At 64.8% G+C, this 20,836-nt stretch carries 16 protein-coding genes; 3 read left to right on the forward strand and 13 right to left on the reverse strand.

Annotation, left to right across the window (positions count from 1 at the left end; all coding sequences use genetic code 11):
• The 13 genes from INS93_RS16980 to tssA all read right to left on the reverse strand — a co-directional run.
• Nucleotides 1-3,932: DUF6531 domain-containing protein (locus INS93_RS16980; RefSeq protein ID WP_192984131.1), on the reverse strand; the 3,932-nt coding region annotated here is incomplete at its 3' end.
• 6 nt (nt 3,933-3,938) lie between these two features.
• Nucleotides 3,939-4,367, reverse strand: a complete 429-nt coding sequence (locus INS93_RS16985) for a DcrB-related protein (RefSeq protein WP_192984134.1) — start codon at nt 4,365-4,367, stop codon at nt 3,939-3,941.
• Complete coding sequence (locus INS93_RS16990) at nt 4,367-6,307, reverse strand: type VI secretion system Vgr family protein (protein WP_192984137.1); 1,941 nt, start codon at nt 6,305-6,307, stop codon at nt 4,367-4,369. Before INS93_RS16990 ends, INS93_RS16985 begins: the two co-directional genes overlap by 1 nt.
• A gap of 58 nt (nt 6,308-6,365) precedes the next feature.
• Nucleotides 6,366-9,038: a type VI secretion system ATPase TssH gene (tssH, locus tag INS93_RS16995; RefSeq protein WP_192984140.1), complete on the reverse strand. Its 2,673-nt coding sequence runs from the start codon at nt 9,036-9,038 to the stop codon at nt 6,366-6,368.
• The gene (tssG, locus tag INS93_RS17000) at nt 9,031-10,083 is read right to left on the reverse strand and encodes a type VI secretion system baseplate subunit TssG (protein WP_192984143.1); all 1,053 of its coding nucleotides are present in this window, start codon (nt 10,081-10,083) and stop codon (nt 9,031-9,033) included. The genes tssH and tssG overlap by 8 nt, the downstream gene beginning before the upstream one ends.
• Nucleotides 10,047-11,906 (reverse strand): type VI secretion system baseplate subunit TssF, encoded by a 1,860-nt coding sequence (tssF, locus tag INS93_RS17005; protein ID WP_192984145.1) that lies wholly within the window; start codon nt 11,904-11,906, stop codon nt 10,047-10,049. The genes tssG and tssF overlap by 37 nt, the downstream gene beginning before the upstream one ends.
• Nucleotides 11,903-12,418: a type VI secretion system baseplate subunit TssE gene (gene tssE / locus INS93_RS17010; RefSeq protein WP_192984147.1), complete on the reverse strand. Its 516-nt coding sequence runs from the start codon at nt 12,416-12,418 to the stop codon at nt 11,903-11,905. The genes tssF and tssE overlap by 4 nt, the downstream gene beginning before the upstream one ends.
• Nucleotides 12,419-12,426: 8 nt before the next feature.
• The gene (locus INS93_RS17015) at nt 12,427-12,879 is read right to left on the reverse strand and encodes a hypothetical protein (RefSeq protein ID WP_192984149.1); all 453 of its coding nucleotides are present in this window, start codon (nt 12,877-12,879) and stop codon (nt 12,427-12,429) included.
• Entirely contained in the window at nt 12,876-13,334 is a 459-nt protein-coding gene (locus INS93_RS17020; RefSeq protein ID WP_192984152.1) for a T6SS effector amidase Tae4 family protein, read from the reverse strand. Before INS93_RS17020 ends, INS93_RS17015 begins: the two co-directional genes overlap by 4 nt.
• 80 nt (nt 13,335-13,414) lie before the next feature.
• Nucleotides 13,415-13,903 carry an Hcp family type VI secretion system effector gene (locus INS93_RS17025; RefSeq protein WP_160018671.1) on the reverse strand — a complete coding sequence of 163 codons (489 nt, stop codon included), beginning with the start codon at nt 13,901-13,903 and terminating at the stop codon, nt 13,415-13,417.
• Nucleotides 13,904-14,030: 127 nt separating this feature from the next.
• Entirely contained in the window at nt 14,031-15,524 is a 1,494-nt protein-coding gene (gene tssC / locus INS93_RS17030) for a type VI secretion system contractile sheath large subunit (protein WP_160018672.1), read from the reverse strand.
• A gap of 14 nt (nt 15,525-15,538) precedes the next feature.
• Nucleotides 15,539-16,054, reverse strand: coding sequence for a type VI secretion system contractile sheath small subunit (gene tssB / locus INS93_RS17035; protein WP_226945585.1), 516 nt, complete (start codon nt 16,052-16,054; stop codon nt 15,539-15,541).
• Nucleotides 16,055-16,138: 84 nt separating this feature from the next.
• Nucleotides 16,139-17,164, reverse strand: a complete 1,026-nt coding sequence (tssA, locus tag INS93_RS17040) for a type VI secretion system protein TssA (protein ID WP_192984154.1) — start codon at nt 17,162-17,164, stop codon at nt 16,139-16,141.
• 381 nt (nt 17,165-17,545) lie between these two features.
• On the opposite strand from tssA, the gene tagH reads away from it, so the two are divergent.
• Genes tagH through tssK form a run of 3 tightly spaced genes read left to right on the forward strand, consistent with a single transcriptional unit; the run spans nt 17,546 to nt 20,833 of the window.
• Nucleotides 17,546-18,946, forward strand: coding sequence for a type VI secretion system-associated FHA domain protein TagH (gene tagH, locus INS93_RS17045; RefSeq protein ID WP_192984157.1), 1,401 nt, complete (start codon nt 17,546-17,548; stop codon nt 18,944-18,946).
• Between the two features lie 23 nt (nt 18,947-18,969).
• Complete coding sequence (tssJ, locus tag INS93_RS17050; protein ID WP_319017556.1) at nt 18,970-19,485, forward strand: type VI secretion system lipoprotein TssJ; 516 nt, start codon at nt 18,970-18,972, stop codon at nt 19,483-19,485.
• Between the two features lie 13 nt (nt 19,486-19,498).
• On the forward strand, nt 19,499-20,833 hold the full coding sequence (gene tssK / locus INS93_RS17055) for a type VI secretion system baseplate subunit TssK (RefSeq protein ID WP_192984163.1): 1,335 nt from the start codon (nt 19,499-19,501) through the stop codon (nt 20,831-20,833).
• Nucleotides 20,834-20,836 lie beyond the last annotated feature (3 nt).

Raw genomic sequence — 20,836 nt, forward strand, 5'->3', positions numbered from 1 at the left:
GTTTCGCGGTCCAGGTACTGGCCCTGGAAGCGCAGGTTCTGCTCTTCGACGAAGAAGCTTTCCTGCGTTTCGGCCAGGGTGTTGCCCCAGACCTGGTAGCGCGCCTGCCAGATGCAGCGGCCGTCGTCTTCGGTAAGTTGCTGCGGCAGGCCGTTGGGGTCGGTGTGGTAATAGCGCAGGCGCGCGTGTTCGCCCTGGCCATCGACGCGCGCCAGCGGGTCGTAGCTGCCTTCGTCGTAGAGGTAGAGGCTGTGTCGGCCGTTGCGGGTTTCGCTGAGCAGGCGCAGGCCGTCCCAGGTGAAGTCGGTCTGGCCGAGCCGGGCACCACGGGCGTCGTAGTGGCTTTTGCCGATACGCCGGCCCAGCGGGTCGTAGTGCATGACCACGCGGCTGCCGTCGTTGTTGGTGACTTCCCGTACGCGGTGTTCGGCGTCGTAGCTCAGGCGCTGCACCTGATGACGGCCGCTGCGTTTTTCCACCAGGCGACCGAAGGCGTCGTAGCGGTAGCGCTTGTCCTGGTAGGTGAGCAGTTTGTTGTGGCGCACCCAGCCGCTGCTGGCGGCTTCGCCGCCGACCGGATGCAGCAGGTTGGCGGCGGCGTCGTAGCTGTAGGTTTCCAGATTGCCGCGAATCAGGTCCTGGCTGGCGATGATGCGCCCGCTGGCGTCGTAGTGCAGTTGCTGCTTCTGTTCGCGCAGGCTGGCCGGGTCACGGTCGAGGCGGCCGATCAGGTTGTCGCTGGGGTCATAGGCGTAGCGCCGCTCGGCTTCGGCCGGCAGTTGCACCGGTTGCTCCAGGCGTCGGCGCAGCCGACCGGTGAGACGACCGCTGCGGTCGTACTGGCTGCGGGTGACGAGCTGCCCCTGGGTGCGCAGCACCTCGCGATGCAGGCGGTCGCGCTCGAAGCGGCTGACCAGTCGATCATCCAGGCTGAGCAACTGCAGGTGACCGCTGCCGTAGTACAGGCGGCGGATACGGCGCTGGTCAGGCAGTTGCGTTTCCAGCAGGTTGCCGAGTTCGTCGTAGGCATGCTGCAAGGTGCCAGCGGCGCTCTGCTCGCTGAGCAGCTGGCCGAGGGCATCGTAGGCGAAGGCCAGTGACTGCACCTGGCCGTCGACGGCGGTGAGGTCGATGCTGATCAGGCGGTCGAGCGGGTCGTAGGCGTATTCGGTACGACCGTCATCGGTGTGCTTGGCGATCATCCGGCCAACGGCATCGCGCTCGAAGCGGTGGATGATCGGCGCCGGTGGTGCCTCGGGTACGCTGCCCAGGCCGGTGCCATGCGGCGCCGGGGTGTAGGCCAGGGCGATGAGGTTACCCTGCGGGTCATAGCGGTAATGCCGGGCGCTGTCGTCGAGGTCATGCTGGGCGGTGAGGCGGTCGAGCACGTCCCAGGTGAAGCGGTAGCGCTCGTCGTTCTCGTTGCTCAGGGCGAGCAGACGGCCATAGGCGTCGTACTCGAAGCCGACGCTGCGGCCCAGGGCATCGATGCGCTGGCGCACCTGGCCACGGCGGTCGTAACGGTAGCGCACCGGCTTGCCGGCAGGATCGAGGTAGGCGCTGAGCTGGCCGATGGCATCGCGTTGAAACGCCTCGCTGCGGCCATCGGCTAGTTGCGTCTGCAACAGGCGCCCCTGGCTGTCGTAGTGGTAGCGGGTAATTTCACCGAGGGCATCGGTGATCTGCACCAGGTTGCCGCGCTCGTCGTAGGCGAAGCGCGTCGGGTAGCCGGAGCAGTCGACCTGCTCGGTGAGCTGGCCGAGGGTGTTCCAGCGCAGGGTCTTGCGCTTGCCGCTGGCGTCGATGATCTCCACCGGCAGGCCACTGCTGTCATAGCGGTAGCGGGTGACATGGCCCAGCGGGTCGGTCTCGGCGATGCAGTTGCCGCGCTTGTCGTAGCGGTACTGCCAGGCATTGCCGGCGGCGTCGGTCTCGGCTTCGGGCAGCGACCAGTGGCCGAGCCACTGGGTGAAGTCACGCCGCCCCAACGGGTCGAGGGTTTCGCAGAGGTTGCCGGATTCGTCATAGGCGAACTGCCAACGCGCGCCGTCCGGGGTGACGGCAGCCAGCAGCTGGCGTTCGTCGTTCCAGTCGAACAGCCAGAGCTGGCCAAGAGCGTCACGGTAGCGGGTGATCTGGTACTGGCTGTTCCAGTGGCGTTCGCTGACGCGGCCAAGGCCGTCGGTGACCCGGGTGATCCCGGCGCCGAGGTCGTACTGCAGGTGGTACTCGTCGCCGTCGTCGGTCCAGTGCCGTGTCACCCGCCATTCGCGACCATCGGCACCGTGCAGCTCACTCCATTCATAAAAGCAGCGCAGACCGGTGGGGCGTTGGTGTTCGATCAGACGGCGGCCGCTGTCGTAGACGAAGCGACGCAGCAACTGGCCCTTGTCATCGCGAACCTCGCTGAGATCGCCCTGAGCGTCATAGCCGTAGGCGACCAGCACTTCGCGCCGGGCATCGGCGAACAGGCGCTCGACCCGGCCGAGGCGCTGCGGGTGCCGGGCGTCGGCAATCAGTTCGATGCACAGCTGGTTGTGGCCATCGCGCACGGCGCGCAGCCGGCCAGCGGCGTCGTATTCGAGCAGCAGGCGGTTGTCGTTGCGGTCGCCGAGCTTGCTCAGGCGCAGACGATCAGGTGACTCGGGCAACGGCTCGAACAGGCGGTAAAGGCCATCGACGCTTTCCACCAGCAGCGCGCCGCTTTCATCGCGGCGGAAGTTCAGGCCTTCGCCGGGGCTGTAGCAGGCATCGCCCGGTGGCAGGCTGCCGATCTCGATGGGGCGACCCTGCTCGTCGATATAGGTCAGCGCTTCGCCGCCCTCCGGGTGCGCGCGCACCTGCACGGCGATCTCGAACGGCAGGCTCCAGCCGGCACCCAGCAGGCCGTCGCGGCGCTCGTCGCGGCTGCTGTAGAAGCGCTGCCACTCGATGGGCATCAGCCCCGGCAGGACGAAATCGAGGTCGTCATCTTCGCCGAGCACCTTGGCCCCGGTGCTGGCGTGCACCGGGTTGGGCGCACCGCTGCTGGCCGCGCCGAGGGCGTTGGAGATGGCGTTGGTGGCGTAGGCGGTCGCACCGCCCATGGCCATGTTGCCGGCGAAACCAGCGGCCAGGCAGGGCAGCTTGCTGCATAGCTTGCGCGGGTTGCCGCGCAGCGCCATGAGCACGGCCAGGGCCAGGCCGATGCCGGGGGTCTTGCCGCTACGGATCGGCTGCACCACCACGGCGTCGCCGCCGATGCGCACGTTCGGCGAGATATTGCCGCTTTCCACCACCGTGGCGTCGCAGGTGCTGCGATCACCACTGCGCACCGCGGGCTGGCCTTCGATGCTGACCTTGCTGGAGCCTTCGGCCAGCAGTTGCACGGGCATCGGCGGGTGCTTCTTGCACTCGATGGCATCCAGCGGGCAGGGGATGACGCCGGGCGCAGGCTGGGCGACGGTCGGGCGCCACATCTCGCTGAAGAAGCTCTTGGCCATGTCGAGGAAGCCGGGCTCCGGTTCCTCGGCGGGCGGTGCCTGCTCCAGCTCGGTGCCGGACGGCGCGGCGGCGCTGCCCAACTTGCCAGCGGCGCGCGCGGCAGGCAGGCCGTTGGTTTTGGTCTTGTTGGCGCCGGTGACTATCTTGGCCTGGACATTGGGCGGGGAGATGGCGTTGCCCAGGCCTTCGCAAAGGGTCGTGAGCCCCTTGTCCCAGCCGGTTTTGTTCATGCCGACCCCCACGGCGATACCGACCACTGCAGCGAGGGCAAAGCCACCGAGACCGCCGGTGAGCACGGTCAGGCCGGTGGCGGCGACTATCGCAGCGCAAGCCACAGCAGTGATGGCGGCATAGGCAGCCACTTCCAGCACGCCGCCGACGATATCGGCCAGCAATGTGGTGTGCAGCAGATCGTCGCCGAGCCGGGCGGCCCAGAGCGCATCAGACATCGCAGGTCATCCGTTGAGGCTGAGGCTGTGCTTGATCTGCGCCCAGTGCGCGGCGTCGGCATCATCGAGCGGCGTCGGCTTGACGTAGCTGAGGGCGAGCAGGCGCCGACCATCGGCCAGCAGTACGCCGAGCTGGAACTGGTAGACCTGCTCCGGCCCCTTGCTGAACTGGCTGCGCAGCTCGACGCCGACGACGGCCTGGGCCGGGCCGACCTGAACATCCTGCAGGGCGCTGCTGCGCAGATCCTTGACCTGTTTCGCCAGCTTGGCGACCTGGGCCTCGAAGTGGCTGCGCAGGGTTTCGCCATCACCAAGGGCGCCACGGGTGATCACCAGCGAGGTGCCAAGATCATTGAGGCGCAGGATGTTGATTGTGCTGTCTTGCAGGTCCTGGCCGGGCAGTTGCAGGCTCAGTTCCTGGGTGGTGTAGCTCATCATGAGTTTCCTTTCTCTTGCCCGAACAGGGATTTGACGGCGGCATCGATGCTGCCCTGATCACCCTGACCATCCGGCGTGGCGCCAGGGCCGCCACCGATGTTCAGGTTGAGTACGCCGCCTGTGTTGAATTCGGCGTCGCCACTGGCGTAGAGGTTGATCGCCACGCCGCTGAGGTTGATCTGGCCGCTGGCGTTGAGTTCGAGAATGCTCTTGCCGCAGACCAGGCGCAGGTTCTGCCCGACCTCGATGAGGTAGCTCTGGCTGATGCTGTCGGTCTTGGTCGAACCCACCACCAGCACGTCGTCGAGCTTCACCGCGCGCAGGCGGTTGTTGCCGATGGTGACGGTCTCGTTCATGCCGATGCTCTTGACCCGGTTGTGGCCCACCGAGTGGGTTTCATCCACCTCGACGACGATGTCCTGGTTGCGCTCGGCGTGGATGTACAGCTGCTCGGCGCCCTTCTTGTCCTCCATGCGGATTTCGTTGAAGTTGGCCGGCGTGCCGCCCTTGCTGGAACGACTCTTGATGCCGCTCTGGGTGGCGTTGGCCGGCAGGTCGTAGGGCACGGTCTGCTCGGCGTTGTAGACGCGCCCGGTGATGATCGGCTGATCGGGGTCGCCTTCGAGGAAGCTGACGATGACCTCCTGACCGATGCGCGGAATCTGGATATGGCCCCAGTTCTTGCCGGCCCAGGACTGCGAGACGCGAATCCAGCAGGAGCTGTTTTCGTTGGACTGGTCGTGGCGATCCCAGTGGAAGTGCACCTTGACCCGGCCGTACTGGTCGGTCCAGATCTCCTCGCCGGCAGGGCCGACCACCACAGCGGTCTGCGGCCCCTGCACCATGGGCTTGGGCGTGCCGCACAGCGGGCGGAAGGTCTGCTGGGCGTCGGTGCAGGTGAGCTGGCACTCGAACTGGCCACCGCCGCCACTGCCGCTCTCCAGCGATTCCTGCGCGACGTGATAACGCGCGCACACCACCAGGTATTCACGGTTCTGGTCGGCGCGGCCAAAGCCGGTGAGGCTGAACAGGTTGCCCGAGGCGATGCCACGCACACTGCCGCCAACCTCGACGCGCTCGTGCAGGCTCTGCAGGGCCTCGATGCGATTGCGTGCGTACTGCTCGCCATCGCTGCTCTGCACGTAGGTACCGGGATAGTCGTACAGCGGGTAGTCGCCGGCGCTGTGCGGACGGGGCATGACCGAGCGCACGTCGATGCGCGCGCTGGGTCGCTGGAAGTCGTAGTCGTTGAGCTCCATCGAGCCCGGCTGCACGTGCTGGGCCAGTTGCCAGTCGTTGATGTGGTCACGCTCGCGGTGCTGCCCGTCCGGCGGGTAGTAGGGCACGCTGGCGTAACCGGGTGCCGGCACATGAGCGCCGTAGGCATCGGCGAGCACCAGCACATGGCGATCGGCCTCGTGGCGGAAGTAGTAGTAGATGCCCTCCTTTTCCATCAACCGGCTGACGAAGTCGAAGCTGGTTTCGCGGTACTGCACGCAGTACTCCCACTCGCGATAGGGACGACTGAGTGCGTCTTCGAAATCGGAGAAACCCAGGTCGCGGAACACCTGCTTGATGATCTGCGGCACGCTCATGTGCTGGAAGATGCGGCAGTCGGAGGTGCGGCTGAGCAGCCACAGCCAGGGTCGCAGGGTGACCCGATAGGCCGCGAACTGGCCACGGTCGACGGTCTGCCCGCAGGCAGCGACGATGCCATGGAAATGCCGTTCACCGCCGCCATGCTGCTGCACGGAGAGCGACAGCGGTTTGCCGAGCAACTGGTTGAGATCGAGGTTGGCGTCGTGGGACACCAGTTGCAGCTCGTACTCGAACAGGCGGCCCAGCTCGTCGCTGCCGTGCATCGAGCGCAGCAGCAGAACGTCCGGCCCGAGCGGGCTGGTGATGCGGGCAAAGCGGGAAGATTGGGCAAAGAACATAGGTCGGGGTTCCGGCCTGCCATGGCGCGGGCCGGCAGAAGCCGACCCGCGCTCGGGCTCAGGCGTTGTCGGCGAAGCTGTAGGTCAGGTCGTTGTCGGCCACGCTGATGCGCACGCCGGCCAGCGGCTTGCCTTCCATCATGCGGGTGAGGAACTCGCGGCTCATGTCCGGCAGCATGCCGTTGGTGAGGATGGCGTCGATCTGCCGACCGCCACTCTCGCTTTCGGTGCAGCGCGAGACCACCAGGTCGACCACCGCCTCGTCGTAGTCGAACGGCACCTTGTGGGTGCTCTCGATGCGCTTCTTGATGCGGCCCAGTTGCAGGCGAGTGATGGCCTTGAGCATAGCGTCGCTGAGCGGGTAGTAGGGGATGGTCACCAGGCGGCCGAGCAGGGCGGGCGGGAAGATCTCCAGCAATGGCTGACGCAGGTCGCGGGCGATGCTTTCCGGCTCGGGCAGGTTGTCCGGGTCCTGGCACAGGCGCGCCACGTGCTCGGTGCCGGCGTTGGTGGTGAGCAGGATCAGGGTGTTCTTGAAGTCGATCAGGCGCCCTTCGCCGTCTTCCATCACGCCCTTGTCGAACACCTGGAAGAAGATCTCGTGCACGTCCGGGTGGGCCTTTTCCACCTCGTCGAGCAGTACCACGCTGTACGGCCGACGACGCACGGCCTCGGTCAGCACGCCGCCTTCGCCATAGCCGACATAGCCGGGCGGCGCACCCTTGAGGGTGGAAACGGTGTGCGCCTCCTGGAATTCGCTCATGTTGATGGTGATCAGGTTCTGCTCACCGCCATACAGCGCCTCGGCCAGCGCCAGCGCGGTCTCGGTCTTGCCGACGCCGGAGGTGCCGGCGAGCATGAATACGCCAATCGGCTTGCTGGGGTTGTCGAGGCCGGCGCGCGAGGTCTGGATGCGCTTGGCGATCATCTTCAGCGCGTGGTCCTGGCCGATGATGCGCTTGCCCAGCAGGCTGTCGAGCTTGAGCACGGTCTCGACCTCGTTGCGCGCCATGCGCCCGACCGGAATGCCGGTCCAGTCCGCCACCACCGAGGCCACGGCCTGGTAGTCGACGGTCGGCAGAATCAGCGGGGCTTCGCCCTGCAGCTGGCTCAGGCGCTGCTGCAGTTCGACCAGTTGGGCGCGCAGGCTCTGGTGGTCCGTGGCGCTGTCGTTATCGACGACACCCGCGCTTTCGCGCAGGCTGGCGCGGGTGGCCAGCAGTTCGTCGACCAGTTGCTTCTCTTCGGCCCAGCGGCTTTCCAGCTCGGCCAGGCGCTCGCGCTCGGCGGCCAGCAGGCTCTCGCTGTTGGCCTGGCGCAGGCTGACGTCGATGCCGATGGCATGCTCGCGGGCGATGATCTGCAGTTCGGTTTCCAGCGCCTCGATGCGCCGGCGGCTGTCATCGACCTCGGCCGGTACGGCGTGCAGGCTGATGGCCACGCGGGCGCAGGCGGTATCGAGCAGGCTGACCGACTTGTCCGGCAGCTGGCGCGCCGGGATGTAGCGATGCGAGAGCTTGACCGCAGCGTCCAGGGCTTCGTCGAGAATCTGCACCTGATGGTGCTTCTCCATGGTCGAGGCCACGCCGCGCATCATCAGCAGCGCCTTGTCCTCGGAAGGCTCGGGCACCTGCACCACCTGGAAGCGACGGGTCAGCGCCGGGTCCTTCTCGATGTGCTTCTTGTACTCGGCCCAGGTGGTGGCGGCCACGGTGCGCAGGCTGCCGCGCGCCAGCGCCGGCTTGAGCAGGTTGGCGGCGTCGCCGGTACCGGCCGCGCCACCGGCACCGACCAGGGTGTGGGCTTCGTCGATGAACAGGATGATCGGCTTGGGCGAGGCCTGCACGTCTTCGATGACCTGGCGCAGGCGCTGCTCGAACTCGCCCTTCATGCTGGCGCCGGCCTGCAGCAGGCCGACGTCGAGGCTGCGCAGCTCGACGTCCTTGAGCGAGGGCGGCACGTCACCGGCGGCGATGCGCAGGGCGAAACCCTCGACCACGGCGGTCTTGCCAACGCCGGCTTCACCGGTAAGGATCGGGTTGTTCTGCCGGCGGCGCATGAGGATATCGACCAGTTGGCGGATCTCCTCGTCGCGGCCAACGATGGGGTCGAGCTCACCCTTGCGTGCCTGTTCGGTGAGGTCGATGGTGAAGCGCTTGAGCGCCTCCTGCTTGCCCATCGCCGCCGGCGCCATGGCGCCACTGGCCTCGCCCGGTGCGGCAGCGGCGAAACCGTCGCTGGCGGCCAGGTGGTTCTCCGGCGAATCACCGACGTACTCGTCGAAGCGCTCGCTCAGGGTCTGCACTTTGATCTTGTCGAACTCGACCGACAGGCCCAGCAGCACCTGGCGCAGGCTCGGCGTCTTGAGGATGCCGATGACCAGATAGCCGGTGCGCACCTGATGCTCGCCGAACATCAGGCTGCCGTAGACCCAGCCGCGCTCGACCGCTTCCTCGACGTGCGAGGACAGGTCGGTGATCGAGGTCGAGCCGCGCGGCAGGCGGTCGAGTGCATCGGTCAGATCCCGCGCCAGGCGCGCCGGCTCCAGGCCGAACTGGCGGATGATGCGGTGCAGGTCGGAATCCTGCAGTTGCAGGAGCTGGTGAAACCAGTGCGCCAGTTCGACATAAGGGTTGCCGCGCAGCTTGCAGAACACGGTGGCGGCCTCGATGGCCTTGTAACCGACGCTGTTGAGCTTGCCGAACAGCGCGGTACGACTGATTTCACCCATGTGGAGTTCTCCTTGATTGATCCGCCGGCGGGGTCGCTGCGGCGTGATGGCGGGCCAGCACCAGATCCCTGGCGTCGTGCTGTGGCTGGCCAAGCCAGGTGGTGTAGCCCAGGCGAGCCTGGCCGTTGAGGCATAGCGCGGGGACTTCCTCGCGCTGCAATACGAGATTCAGTTGCCAGTCGAGTTCGTCGCCCTGGTACTCGGCGACCCAGGCCACCAGCGCGGCGAAGGACTCGCCATCGGGCAGCATGGCGTTGTACTGCTCAAGCGTCAGCGGCCCGAAGCAGATGCGGAAGCTGTGCTGGCGGTCCCAGACCTGGCTGCCGAGGCAGAAGTCCACGCCCAGTTGGCTGGACTCCACGCCCAGGCGCGTGCGCTCGGGCAGGCGCAGCCAACTGCCGGCGTATTCTTCGATCTGCACCGGCACACCGAAGTAGTCGGCGAGGATCGCCTTGAGGCCATCGGGATAACGCGTCTGTGCGGCCAGGTGACCGCTAAAGTGCAGCTTCGCGGCATCGTCCAGCAAGCCCTGCTGACGCAGGCTGGGCATGCCGCGACCACTGAAGGCGGCCAGGCGCGCCGACCAGTAGTCGTCGTCGGGGCGGTCATGGCTGACGGTCGGCCGGGCTTCGGCCCAGGCGCGGTAGAACAGGGTCAGCAGGCGATGATGGAACAGGTCGAGAAAGTGCTTGCTGGTGCTGTCGACGTGGTTGCGCTGGCGCTCGCGCACGTACTCGGTCAGGTGCAGCGGCAGCGGCCCGTTGGGCCCGCCAAGGCCGAAGAAGTATTGCTCCAGACGCGCCGGACGCTCGTCGCTGGCGGGCGTCACGGCGGCCAGGGTGGCCGGAGCGAACGTGCCTTCCTGACGCTGCCCGAGGCGCAGCGGATCGTCAGCCAGGCGCCGGGAATGCCCCAGACGTGGCAAATGCGGGTGCTCGTTCTCGATGCGTCGCAGGGCCTGGAAGAAATCGTACTCCCAGGGCTGTGCCTGCATCTGCTCAAGCGTGTCTACAGGTTCGGACGACGGCCGGGCCGGGCTTTCCATCGCATGATCTCGCCGCGCTCGGTGCTGCGTAGCACCGTCTCGGTAAAGCTGTTGAGGGATACGTAGCGCGCCAGGAAACGCTCGAACACCGCACCGAGGAGAAATACCCCGGTACCGCGAAAGGCGTTCTCGTCGAACTCCAGGGTGATTTCCAGGCCACGGCCGAAGACGATCGGGCCGGGCATCGGCAGACGCCGTGTACAGGGTTTGGCGCTGACTTCGCGCAGACCTTCGATCTGCAGTTGCAGCGCCGGATTCTGCATGTCGCCATACAGGCGCAGCATTTCACGCAAGGCAGCGGCGCCCTGGCCCTGCTCGGCCAGTGACAGGTAGTTCAGCGACAGCTGGCTGATCAGCCGCCAGGCCTGGTTGCCATGGGCCGGGCTGGCACGCGGACGACTCGGCCCCGCGACGCAGCGCACGCTCTGCACCGGCGCGCTGTCGGCCAGGGTGAAGTCGCTCTTGCCGATTCCGACGGTCATGAACAGCGGCAGGTCGCGGTTGGTGCACAGGGCACTGAGACCGAGCTGGCGCAAGTCATGGCGATAAGGCGCCTGGTGGCTGTCGACCAGGCTGATGAAGGTTTCGCTGCCGACATAGCTGGAGCGAGTGCCGCTGCGGCGCTGCTCTGCCGACAGCACGCGCGGTTCACGGCGCACGATGTAATAGGCCTGACCGCGGCCATAGCGAGCAGGGTCGCGCACGGCATAGAAGGGCAAGAAGGGTTGCTCCGGACCACTGCCATGGCCACTGACGCCGCGCAGCGAATGGATCTCGAAATCCATCGGCCGCGTGCGGTCGGCGATGGCGTGGTGCTCGTGCACCTTGTCACTCAGGTGGATGCGATCCAGGCGCCGCGGGAACAGGTTGATCGCCGGAGTACAGAACGGCAGGAACTGACTGGCGCCGACCTGGTTCTGCAGGTGGCTGTCCACACGGTCGAACAACACGATCAATTCCAGCTCTTGACCGCTGCACTGGCGCACGGCACGGCGCAAACCACAGAAATCGACGAACAGGAATCGCTGCGGCAGGGCGAAGTATTCCTGCAGCAGGCGATAGCCCTGGAAGGCCTGCGGCACCACTGGCAAGGCCGCCTCGGCGTCATCGAAGCCGCAAGGGCGCAAGGCGTCGGCAGGCAGCCGTTCGACCCAGTCGCGCCCGGGCTGGCGGGCAAACACGGCGATGCGGTTGCCCAGCAGTTGCTCATAAAGACGAAACGGCAGCTCGTCGAGGCCATTGAGATAAAGCGGCAGGTTGTCCAGCTCCAGGCTGGCGAAGGGTATTTCGGTGCCGCTGCGCAGGGTGATACGCAGCGCGGCCTTGGCCCGTGGCTCGCTGGCGGCGAGGCGACCCAGCGCGGCGGCGGGGTTGCTGATGTACTCGGCCTCCGCCACCTGCAGCGGCCACAGGGTCACCGAGTGAGCCGTGCGGTACTCGCAGGGAGTCTGGCTGTCCTTGCCGAGAGTGGCACGCAGCACGCTGTCGCGCGGCAGATTGAAGCTGCCGTTGAGCGCGCCGTCGTTGGCATCGGTGTGCAACTGCACCACGGTCATCGACGGCGTCGGCGCCAGGTAATGCGGGTAGGCGACCTCCAACAGGTTATGGGTGAAGGTCGGGTACTCGGCGTCGAGTTTCAATTGCACGCGGGCAGTCAGGTAGGCGAAACCTTCGAGCAGGCGTTCGACGTAGGGGTCGGCGCACTCCATTCCCGACAGCGTCAGGCGCCCGGCGATCTTCGGGTATTCGCGGGCGAACTCCTGGGCGCTTTCGCGGATGTGCAGCAGTTCCTGGTTATACAGCTCCAGCAAACGGGGGTTCATGAGCGTCTCCGCTGCTCGGCGGGCAGCACCTGCACATGGCCGGACTCCAGGTCCAGCTCGGTGCGCAGCAGCAAGGGCAGGGCCACCGGCTGGGCCCACAGGTCACCCTGAATCTCGAAACTCAGGGCGTTATGGTTCATCTGTTCGTGACCGACATGGGCCCGCACCCGAACGCTATGGGCCAGGATGCGCGGCTCGAAGGTGATGATGGCGCGCTGGATCAGATTCTCCAGGGCGGCGATATCGACCCCGGAAACACTGCTGCCGGCCAGCGGCGGCAGGCCATAGTTGATCACCGAGGTGCCTGCCGGCGTGTGACGCGTGGTGTCGGCATCGAGCAGGGCGATGGTATTGAACAACCAGGTCAGATCGCGCAGCACCGAAGCCTTGAGCTGATTCATCGACAGCACGCGGCGATCCGCGCTCTCTTGCGGATTGCCGGGGTCATCGTCGGTCAGGCGATCGAGCAGCGAGGGCTGCAGGCGCTCGCGTGGGGTCATGGGGCTGGTCATACGCAGGCTTACCAGTCGAACATCGCGGTGTAGCCCTTCTGATCACCGACACCGCGCAGGCAACTGGCACTCTGAGCCAGCACCGATGGCTCCAGCTGGCCCTCGATCAGTCGAATGGCCTTGTATTGCGAATGACATTCCAGTTTGTTGTCCGCCACGGGGGCTACATGCAGCACCATGACGATCGGCACATCCTGAAAGGTTTCGACATGTGCCTGGCCATCCTTGCCGACGCTGAAATGACACGGCGAGGGAATGTCCAGCGGCAGTACGCTCTGATCTGGCTTGCGCAATACGCAGGCCTGTCCGGCGTTCTCCAGTCTATAAATCTGCCCTGCCAGGTCCACGTGCTCAGGGTAGCCAGAATTGCCTGTGGCAGGCGGTGGAGTCGATTCGGCGCATGCACAGAGGCTGGTCAGCATGCCGAGCAGCAGTAAAGGTGTACGAAGGCGCTTGCTCATGCCAGCTCCCAGAACCAGATCTGCCGGGCCATGTGCCTCGGATCAGCGTAACGGCCTGCAGTAAAGCTGCGCTTCCACAGATCGATGTGGTCGCCCGTGCGCTCATCGACGGTCTGTCCGGCTTGCTGGAAACAGTCCTTGAAGAAGATCAGTCCGGTCTTGTCGGCCAGCTTGAGACGTTCCTGTGCACTGCCACCGATGATCAACGGGCGGCCCAAGTGGTGTTTCCACAACCAGTTGGCCAATGATTCAGCACCCCTGGCGTGTGCGTGCGCACATTTGGGTTCGGTGTAGGTGGCCTTGTTGACCTTGATGGTCTTGTCGGCATTGAGCGTGTAGCTCATGCGAATGGCGCATTGGTTCGCCCATGGACCATCACATACCTTGCCATCGGGGTACTCGTTCCAGATCTTGAGATATTCGTTCCACAGATTGATAAACGAAGGCTTGGCCATGAAACAGTCTCATTACTGGGTGAATCGGATTCTTCCCAAGGCCGACCGCCCCCGGCGCAAGCGCCGGGGGCGGCAGGACATCAGATCTTGACGTTGGAGCGGATGTTCCAGCCGTACTTGATCGGGCCGCCGTCCTTGGTGCCGTCGGCTTTCTGCGGCTGGTAATCGACGGTGACCTTGGCGAAGTTCAGGGTGATGTTCTCGATCAGACGGTCATCGCTGCCCGAACCGCCGGTGCTCAGCGAGGAGATCAGCACTTCCTCGAGGTTGATGATCAGGTACTCCACCTGAGCGTCGCCGCCCGCCTTGCGCACGGTAAGGGTGACCTTGGGCACGTGCTTGCCGCTGGAGCAATGCATCATCAGGTTGGGGCTGGCCTTATCGACGAACTTGGTCAGCGACAGGTCCTGGATGCTCACCTTGCCTGCACCACCGCCGGTACCGGTGTGCATGTTGCCGGACTGGGACATGCCCCAGCTCCAGTTGAGTACTTCGATTTCGTCCTTGTGGGTCTTGTCCTGGGACTCGCCCTTGATGTCACCGATTTTGATGAAGATATCGACAGCCATGTTTTCTCCTGGGTGTGGTCATCGCCACGAGGGTGTGGAAATGCGAAAAGCCCGGGGCTTTCCATGTATCAGGCATGCGGGCCCACGCGGCGACGTCGCCGGGTAGGACCCGCATGCCTGCCGGGGCTCAGGCGCCCTTGGCCGACGGCAGTTTGGAAACCAGCCGCAGCGACACAGTCAGCCCTTCGAGCTGATAGTGCGGGCGCAGGAAGAACTTCGAGTTGTAGTAACCGGGGTTGCCTTCGACCTCTTCCACCACGACTTCGGCGGCGGCCAGCGGATGCTGCGCCTTGGTGGTCTCGGTGGAGTGGGCCGGATCACCGTCGACGTACTTGAGGATCCAGTCCTGCAGCCAGAGCTGCATTTCGTCCCGTTCCTTGAACGAACCGATCTTGTCGCGAACGATGCACTTGAGGTAATGCGCGAACCGGCAGGTGGCGAACAGGTACGGCAGGCGCGCGGCCAGGTTGGCGTTGGCAGTGGCGTCCGGGTCGTCGTACTCGGCCGGTTTCTGCAGTGACTGCGCACCGATGAAGGCGGCGAAGTCGGTGTTCTTCTTGTGCAGCAGCGGCATGAAGCCGTTCTTCGCCAGCTCGGCCTCACGACGGTCGGAGATGGCGATCTCGGTTGGGCACTTCATGTCCACGCCACCGTCGTCGGTGGGGAAGGTGTGCGCCGGCAGGTTCGGCACTTCGCCGCCGGACTCCACGCCACGAATACGCGAACACCAGCCGTAGTGCTTGAACGAACGGTTGATGTTCACCGCCATGGCGTAGGCGGCGTTGGCCCAGGTGTACTTGCTGCTGTCGGCGCCGTCGGTGTTTTCCTCGAAGGCGAAGGCCTCCACCGGATCGGTCTTGGCGCCATAGGGCAGGCGCGCGAGAAAGCGCGGCATGGTCAGGCCGATGTAGCGCGAATCCTCGGACTCACGCAGCGAGCGCCAGCCGGCGTATTCCGGGGTGGTGAAGATTTTGGTCAGGTCACGCGGGTTGGACAGCTCCTGCCAGGAGCCCATGCCCATCACGGTCGGCGAGGCGGCGGAAATGAACGGTGCGTGCATCGCCGCGCAGACCTTGGACAGCTCGCCAAGCAACTCGACATCGGGCGGCGACTGGTCGAAGTAGTAGTCGCCGACCAGGCAGCCGTAGGGCTCGCCACCGAACTGGCCGTATTCCTCTTCGTAGAGCTTCTTGAACACCGGGCTCTGGTCCCAGGCGGTGCCCTTGAATTTCTTCAGGGTCTTGTGTAGCTCCGGCTTGGAGATGTTGAGCACGCGGATCTTCAGCTGCTCGTCACTCTCGGTGTTGTTGACCAGATAGTGCAGGCCACGCCAGGCACTTTCCACCTGCTGGAAGTCGCTGTGGTGAATGATCTGGTTGACCTGTGCGGTGAGCTTGGCATCGATGGCGGCGATGATCGACTCGATCGACTTGATCGCATCGTTGGAGATCAGATCAGTCTGCGCCAGCGCCTGCTCGGCCAGGGTACGCACGGCAGTCTCCACCGCTTCCTTGGCACGTTCGGTCTTGGGTTTGAATTCCTGCATCAGCAGCGAAGCGAATTCGCTGGTCTGCTCGGTGCTGGCCAGTGCGGCCCGGTCTTGTTGCAACTGTTCGCTCATGGTGGTCTTCCGAATCAGGCCTGGGGCTCGTTGTCCTGGGGTTTCGGCGCGCTAGCCAGGGCCTGCAGCAGTGCAGGGTCCTTGATCGCCTTCATGATGATGTCCTCGGCGCCAGTCTTGCCGTCCATGTAGGTCAGCAGGTTGGCCAGCTGGGTACGGGCCTCGAGCAGTTGCTTGAGGGCATCGACCTGGCGCGCCACGGCGGCCGGGCTGAAGTCGTCCATGCTCTGGAAGGTCATGTCGACGCTCAGGTTGCCTTCGCCAGTCAGCTCGTTAGGCACGTTGAAGGCCACGCGCGGCTTCATCGCCTTGAGGCGCGAGTCGAAGTTGTCGACGTCGATTTCCAGGAACTTGCGCTCGGCCACTGGCGCCAGAGGCTCGGCCGGCTTGCCGGTAAGGTCGGATATGACGCCCATGACGAACGGCAACTGCACCTTCTTCTCGGCGCCGTACAACTCGACGTCGTACTCGATCTGCACCCGTGGCGCGCGGTTGCGCGCGATGAACTTCTGAGAACTGCTGTTCGCCATGATTTTCTCCTGGTCGCCTGACGCGACGCGGCGTGTCGGCCTTCGGCCATCTACGGTGAAGCGTGATCCCGCATGCCAGGCCGATCAGGCCTGGTCTGCGTCGGGGCCGCGCAGGTTTTCGAACTGGTTCATGCCATCGGGAATCAGGTTGCGCACGATGGTCGCGAAGTCGGCATTGACCAGGCTGCGAGCCCGGTTGAGCAGCACCGGCAATGGGCTGGATGGCTCGTGGCGGGCGTAGTAGGTGAGGATCCGCTCCAGACTTCTGAGCACATCATCGCGGTTGCTGATTTCGCCGCTGGCGCGTGCTACGGCAGGCGCCGACGCGTGCTGCGCCAGCTGCTCTTGCGCAGCTTCGCCGCCTGCCGGGTAATCCTCCGAAGCGGCCCCAACCGGGCTGTCGCCGAGCACCTGCAGGGCAAGCTTGAGCGGTTGCTGCAGCGCAGAGAAATCCACGCCCTGTGCCGAACCGACCTGCTCGCTGACCAGTTGCTCGATGGCGTTCAAACTGTGCAGCGCACGCTTCAGGGCTTCGTGTGTGAGCTGCAAGGCTTCGCTGTCGGCATCCTGCAGGGCGCCGCCGAGTTCCTCGATGCTGAGGCTTTCGCTATTGGCCAGATGCAGGCCGGCGGCATTCAGTGCCGCGCGTACGGTGATGTTGCCGAACACCCGCGAACGCACCAGCACAGCACTGCGCAACAGGCCGATATTGGTCTCGCAGGTCAGCGCGGAGAGGGTATTGATGCGTACGGTGGGGTCGTTGTCATCATCGGCATCGAGCTGCGGATGAATCTCGGGCCAATAGCGCGAGAGCAGTTCGAAGATCAATTCGAGGCTGTCGGCAAGGCCTTCGACACCGCGCAAAGCCAGGCGGCTTTGCAGCAGATAGCGCGTGATGCGCAGGTCCTTGCTGCGTTGCAGCAGGAGGTGACAGCTCTGTTCCAACTGACGCCATTCGGGCGGCTCGGCGGCCTGGATGGCATCACCCATGCTGCGCTCCGGGCGCCCCAGCGCATCGCGCTCAAGCTGGAGAAAATCGCTGTCGTATTCCAGATCTTCACCGCATGGCGATGCATCTGAAACAGCAGTGAGCAACAACGAATTCTCCACGTACTCGATCTCCTTATCGATTTGAACCGTGTCACAAAAGTGCAGTAGCTTCATCCTGGCTTGCACTAAGCCAATCAACCTTTAATATTGATTGGCCACTACACGATTTCGATGGCGTCGCGCATTTTTCAACTTAAAAATGTTTAAAGTCAAGGTAGACTGGCGCCCACCCAAGACCTTTGTGACTGAGGACAAAGTTTCGGGAAGTTGCGCGCTTCGGCACATACGGGAATCACGAAGCAAAAGGTAAGATCGCGTGTTTTCGCGTTCCAGAGCCCGCTTGATGGACTTTTGAAGAGGGATGTATGCGGCCTGAAAGCCGCATGAATAAAGGCTTTCATGAGTTTTGCGGGATTCACGAAAGCCGGGCAAGGAGGCCACATGGCGCTGCGTTTGATCATCACCAGCTATCACAAGATCACCCCTGGTCAATGCCCCGAGAAAACCCTGGAATATGGTTCGCTGGCAATTGGCCGCGGGCCTGATAATGACTGGGTATTACCGGACCCGTCGCGCCTTGTTTCGACGAAGCATTGCCTTGTGCAAAACAAGGATGGCCGCTACTACATCACCGACAGCAGCACCAATGGTGTGGAGCTGGTCAAGGCTGGTGTACGCATGCAACGCGGCAACAGTGAACTTCTGAATCACGGCGAAGTTATTCGCATCGGTGAATACGAAATTCAGGTAGCACTGGAAAGTTCCATTGCAGAAGGCGCCGCACCGTTTTCCGCCGTCCCTTCCGGGAGCAGTTTCGAAGCCCTGATGGCGAGCCATCAGGACGCTCCGCCCGCACCTTTCAGCTCCCCGGCAACCCCCTTCGACTCCCCGGCCAGCGCCCACCTGCAGAGCGTCGCCCCACACGAGACATTGCCGGATCTTTTCGACTTTCTCGGCCCAAGCACATCGGCGCCAGTACCTGTCTCCGATCATGTCCCGGCGCAGCAGCATGACTTCCGTCCACCAGAGGTCAGAACCCCTCCGGTCGAGCAGAAACCAAGCCTCGAGCCAGGCCTGATCCCCGATGACTGGGACCTGCTCGACAACATCACACCTGCCGCGACAACCCCGGTAGCAGCGCCAGCCGTGGACCTTGCCCTGCAGGCAGAGCCGGCACCTTTGCCACCTCTGCCTGCAGTACCTGCCCCCGCGCCTGCTCCTGCCGCCAGTCAGCCGCAGGTCGCTCAGAACGACGACATGCTGCTGCAGGCCTTCCTCCGCGGTGCCGGGCTTGAGCGCCTGCGCCTGGATACCCAGCAGGCAGCCACGCAGATGGAAAGCATCGGACGCAGTTACCGCCTGATGGTCGATGGTCTGATCGACGTGCTGCGGGCGCGCAGCAGCCTCAAAGGCGAGTTCCGCCTGCAGCAGACCATGGTGCAGCCAGTGGAAAACAACCCACTGAAGTTCGCGCCAAACGCGGAAGAGGCCCTGCTCCTGCTGCTGCGCGGTGGCAATTCGGCGTTCATGTCGGCCGACCAGGCCGTTCAGGACGGCTTCGATGATCTGCGCGCCCATCAGTTGGCCGTCATGGCAGGCGTGCAGGCGGCCATTCGTCACCTGCTGGCACGCTTCGAGCCGCAGGAACTGGAAGCGCGCATGGGTAAGGGCGGCGGGCTGGCCAGCCTGCTGCCGAACGCTCGTCAGGCGCAGTGCTGGCAGCAGTTCGTCGAACTCTACTCGACCCTTTCGCGCGAAGCCGAAGACGATTTTCAGGACCTGTTCGGCCGCGAGTTCGGCCGGGCCTATGAGCAACATATCGCCCGTCAACGTCGCCCTTGAGGGCGTAGACAAGGATGAGCAACGTGCGCAAACGAACACCCCGGCCCGTTCTGTTGGGCCTTCTGCTGGCAGCACTGAGCAGTGGTTGCAGCAAGGACGCGATGGAGAGTGCCGACAACGCGCAGGAACCGACCACCGTCGTCCTGCAATTGCAGGCTGGCGATGAGCTGAACCCCACCACCGACGGCTACAGCGCGCCCGTACGCGTGCGCCTGCTGGAACTGCGCAGCGCCGCCGCGTTCAGCCGGACGGATTACTTCAGCCTCGCCGAACGTGCGGCGACAAGCCTGGGCAACGAACTGGTGGCTGAGGATGAATGGCTGGTGCATCCCGGCCAGACCCGTGAGTTGACCCGTGTGCTGGACCCGGCAACCCGCCATCTCGGCCTGCTGGTCGGCTACCGCGAAATCGACCGGGCGCAGTGGCGCCTGGTGCTGGAGCCGAAGCAGGACACGCTCACTCATTACCGCATCGACCTCGGGATCAACGCCGCCAGCGCTGCTGAGCTCGCCGCGCCGTCTCGCCTTGATTCTCGCTAACAGGAGCCCCCTGATGTCCTGGAACAACCGTGTGATCTGGTCCGAAGGCATGTTCATCGGCACCCAGCATTTCCAGCAGCACGACCGCTACCTGGAGGCGCTGATCGATGCGCGCAGCCGCCCACTGTCAGCGGCTGGCTGGGGTTTCGCCGATCTGCAGCTCGATATGGGACTACTGGCACAAGGCAAGCTGGCCATCGTCAGCGCCCGTGGCCTGTTACCCGACGGCACGCCGTTCAATATCCCGCAGGACGACGTGGCGCCTGCGCCGCTGGAAATCCCCGACGACCTGCGCGACGGCGTGGTCTATCTGGCCCTGCCCCTGCGCCGGGCGGGTGTGCGTGACACCGTCGAAGCGGGTGAAGCACTGGGTGGCGCTCGCTACCGTGGCCAGGTTCGCGAGGTGCGTGACGACAACGCCGCATTCGAAAGCCGCGTACCGGTGATGGTCGGCGAACGCGCCCTGCGTTTGCTGACCGCCGCCGACGGCCTGCAGGAATACGCCGTACTGGGTGTGGCGCGAGTCCGCGAAAAACGCGCCGACCGGGCCCTGGTGCTGGACGAACAGTACATTGCGCCACTGCTCGACGTGGCAGCAAGTGCGCCGCTGGCCGCTTTTCGGGGCGAGCTGCTGGGGCTGCTGCATCAGCGTGGCGAAGCACTCGCCGGGCGTGTGGTGGCCTCCAGCGCCGGCGGCGCCTCGGAGATCGCCGACTTCATGCTGCTGCAGCTGGTCAACCGCGCCCAACCGTTGTTCGCCCACCTGGCCCAACTGCAACCGCTGCACCCGGAGCGCCTGTACAGCGAACTGCTGGCGCTGGCCGGTGAATTCGCCACCTTTGCAAGCGCCGGGCGGCGCCCGTCGGAGTTCCCGATCTACCTGCACGACGACTTGCAAAGCTGTTTCACCCCGGTGATGCAGGCGTTGCGTGAAGCGCTGTCGATGCTGATCGACAGCAAGGCCGTGCCCATTCCCATCGTCGAGAAGGCCTATGGCGTGCACGTGGCCATGCTGGCCGACCGCAGCCTGCTGGACAACGCCAGCTTCGTCCTGGTGGTACGCGCCGACATGCCCGCCGAAACCCTGCGCGGACGCTTCGGCCAGCAGAGCAAGATTGGCTCGGTGGAGCACATTCGCGACCTGGTCAACCTGCAGCTGCCGGGCATCAACCTGCTGCCGCTGCCGGTGGCCCCACGGCAGATTCCGTTCCACGCCGGCTCGACCTACTACGAGCTCGACCGTGGCAGCGAACACTGGAAGCAGCTGGCACATTCCGGCGGCTTTGCCTTCCACGTCGCGGGCGAGTACCCCGGCCTGAACCTGGCCTTCTGGGCGATACGGGGTTAATCC

It is taken from the genome of Pseudomonas sp. EggHat1, assembly GCF_014892995.1.
Classification (GTDB): domain Bacteria; phylum Pseudomonadota; class Gammaproteobacteria; order Pseudomonadales; family Pseudomonadaceae; genus Aquipseudomonas; species Aquipseudomonas chaetocerotis.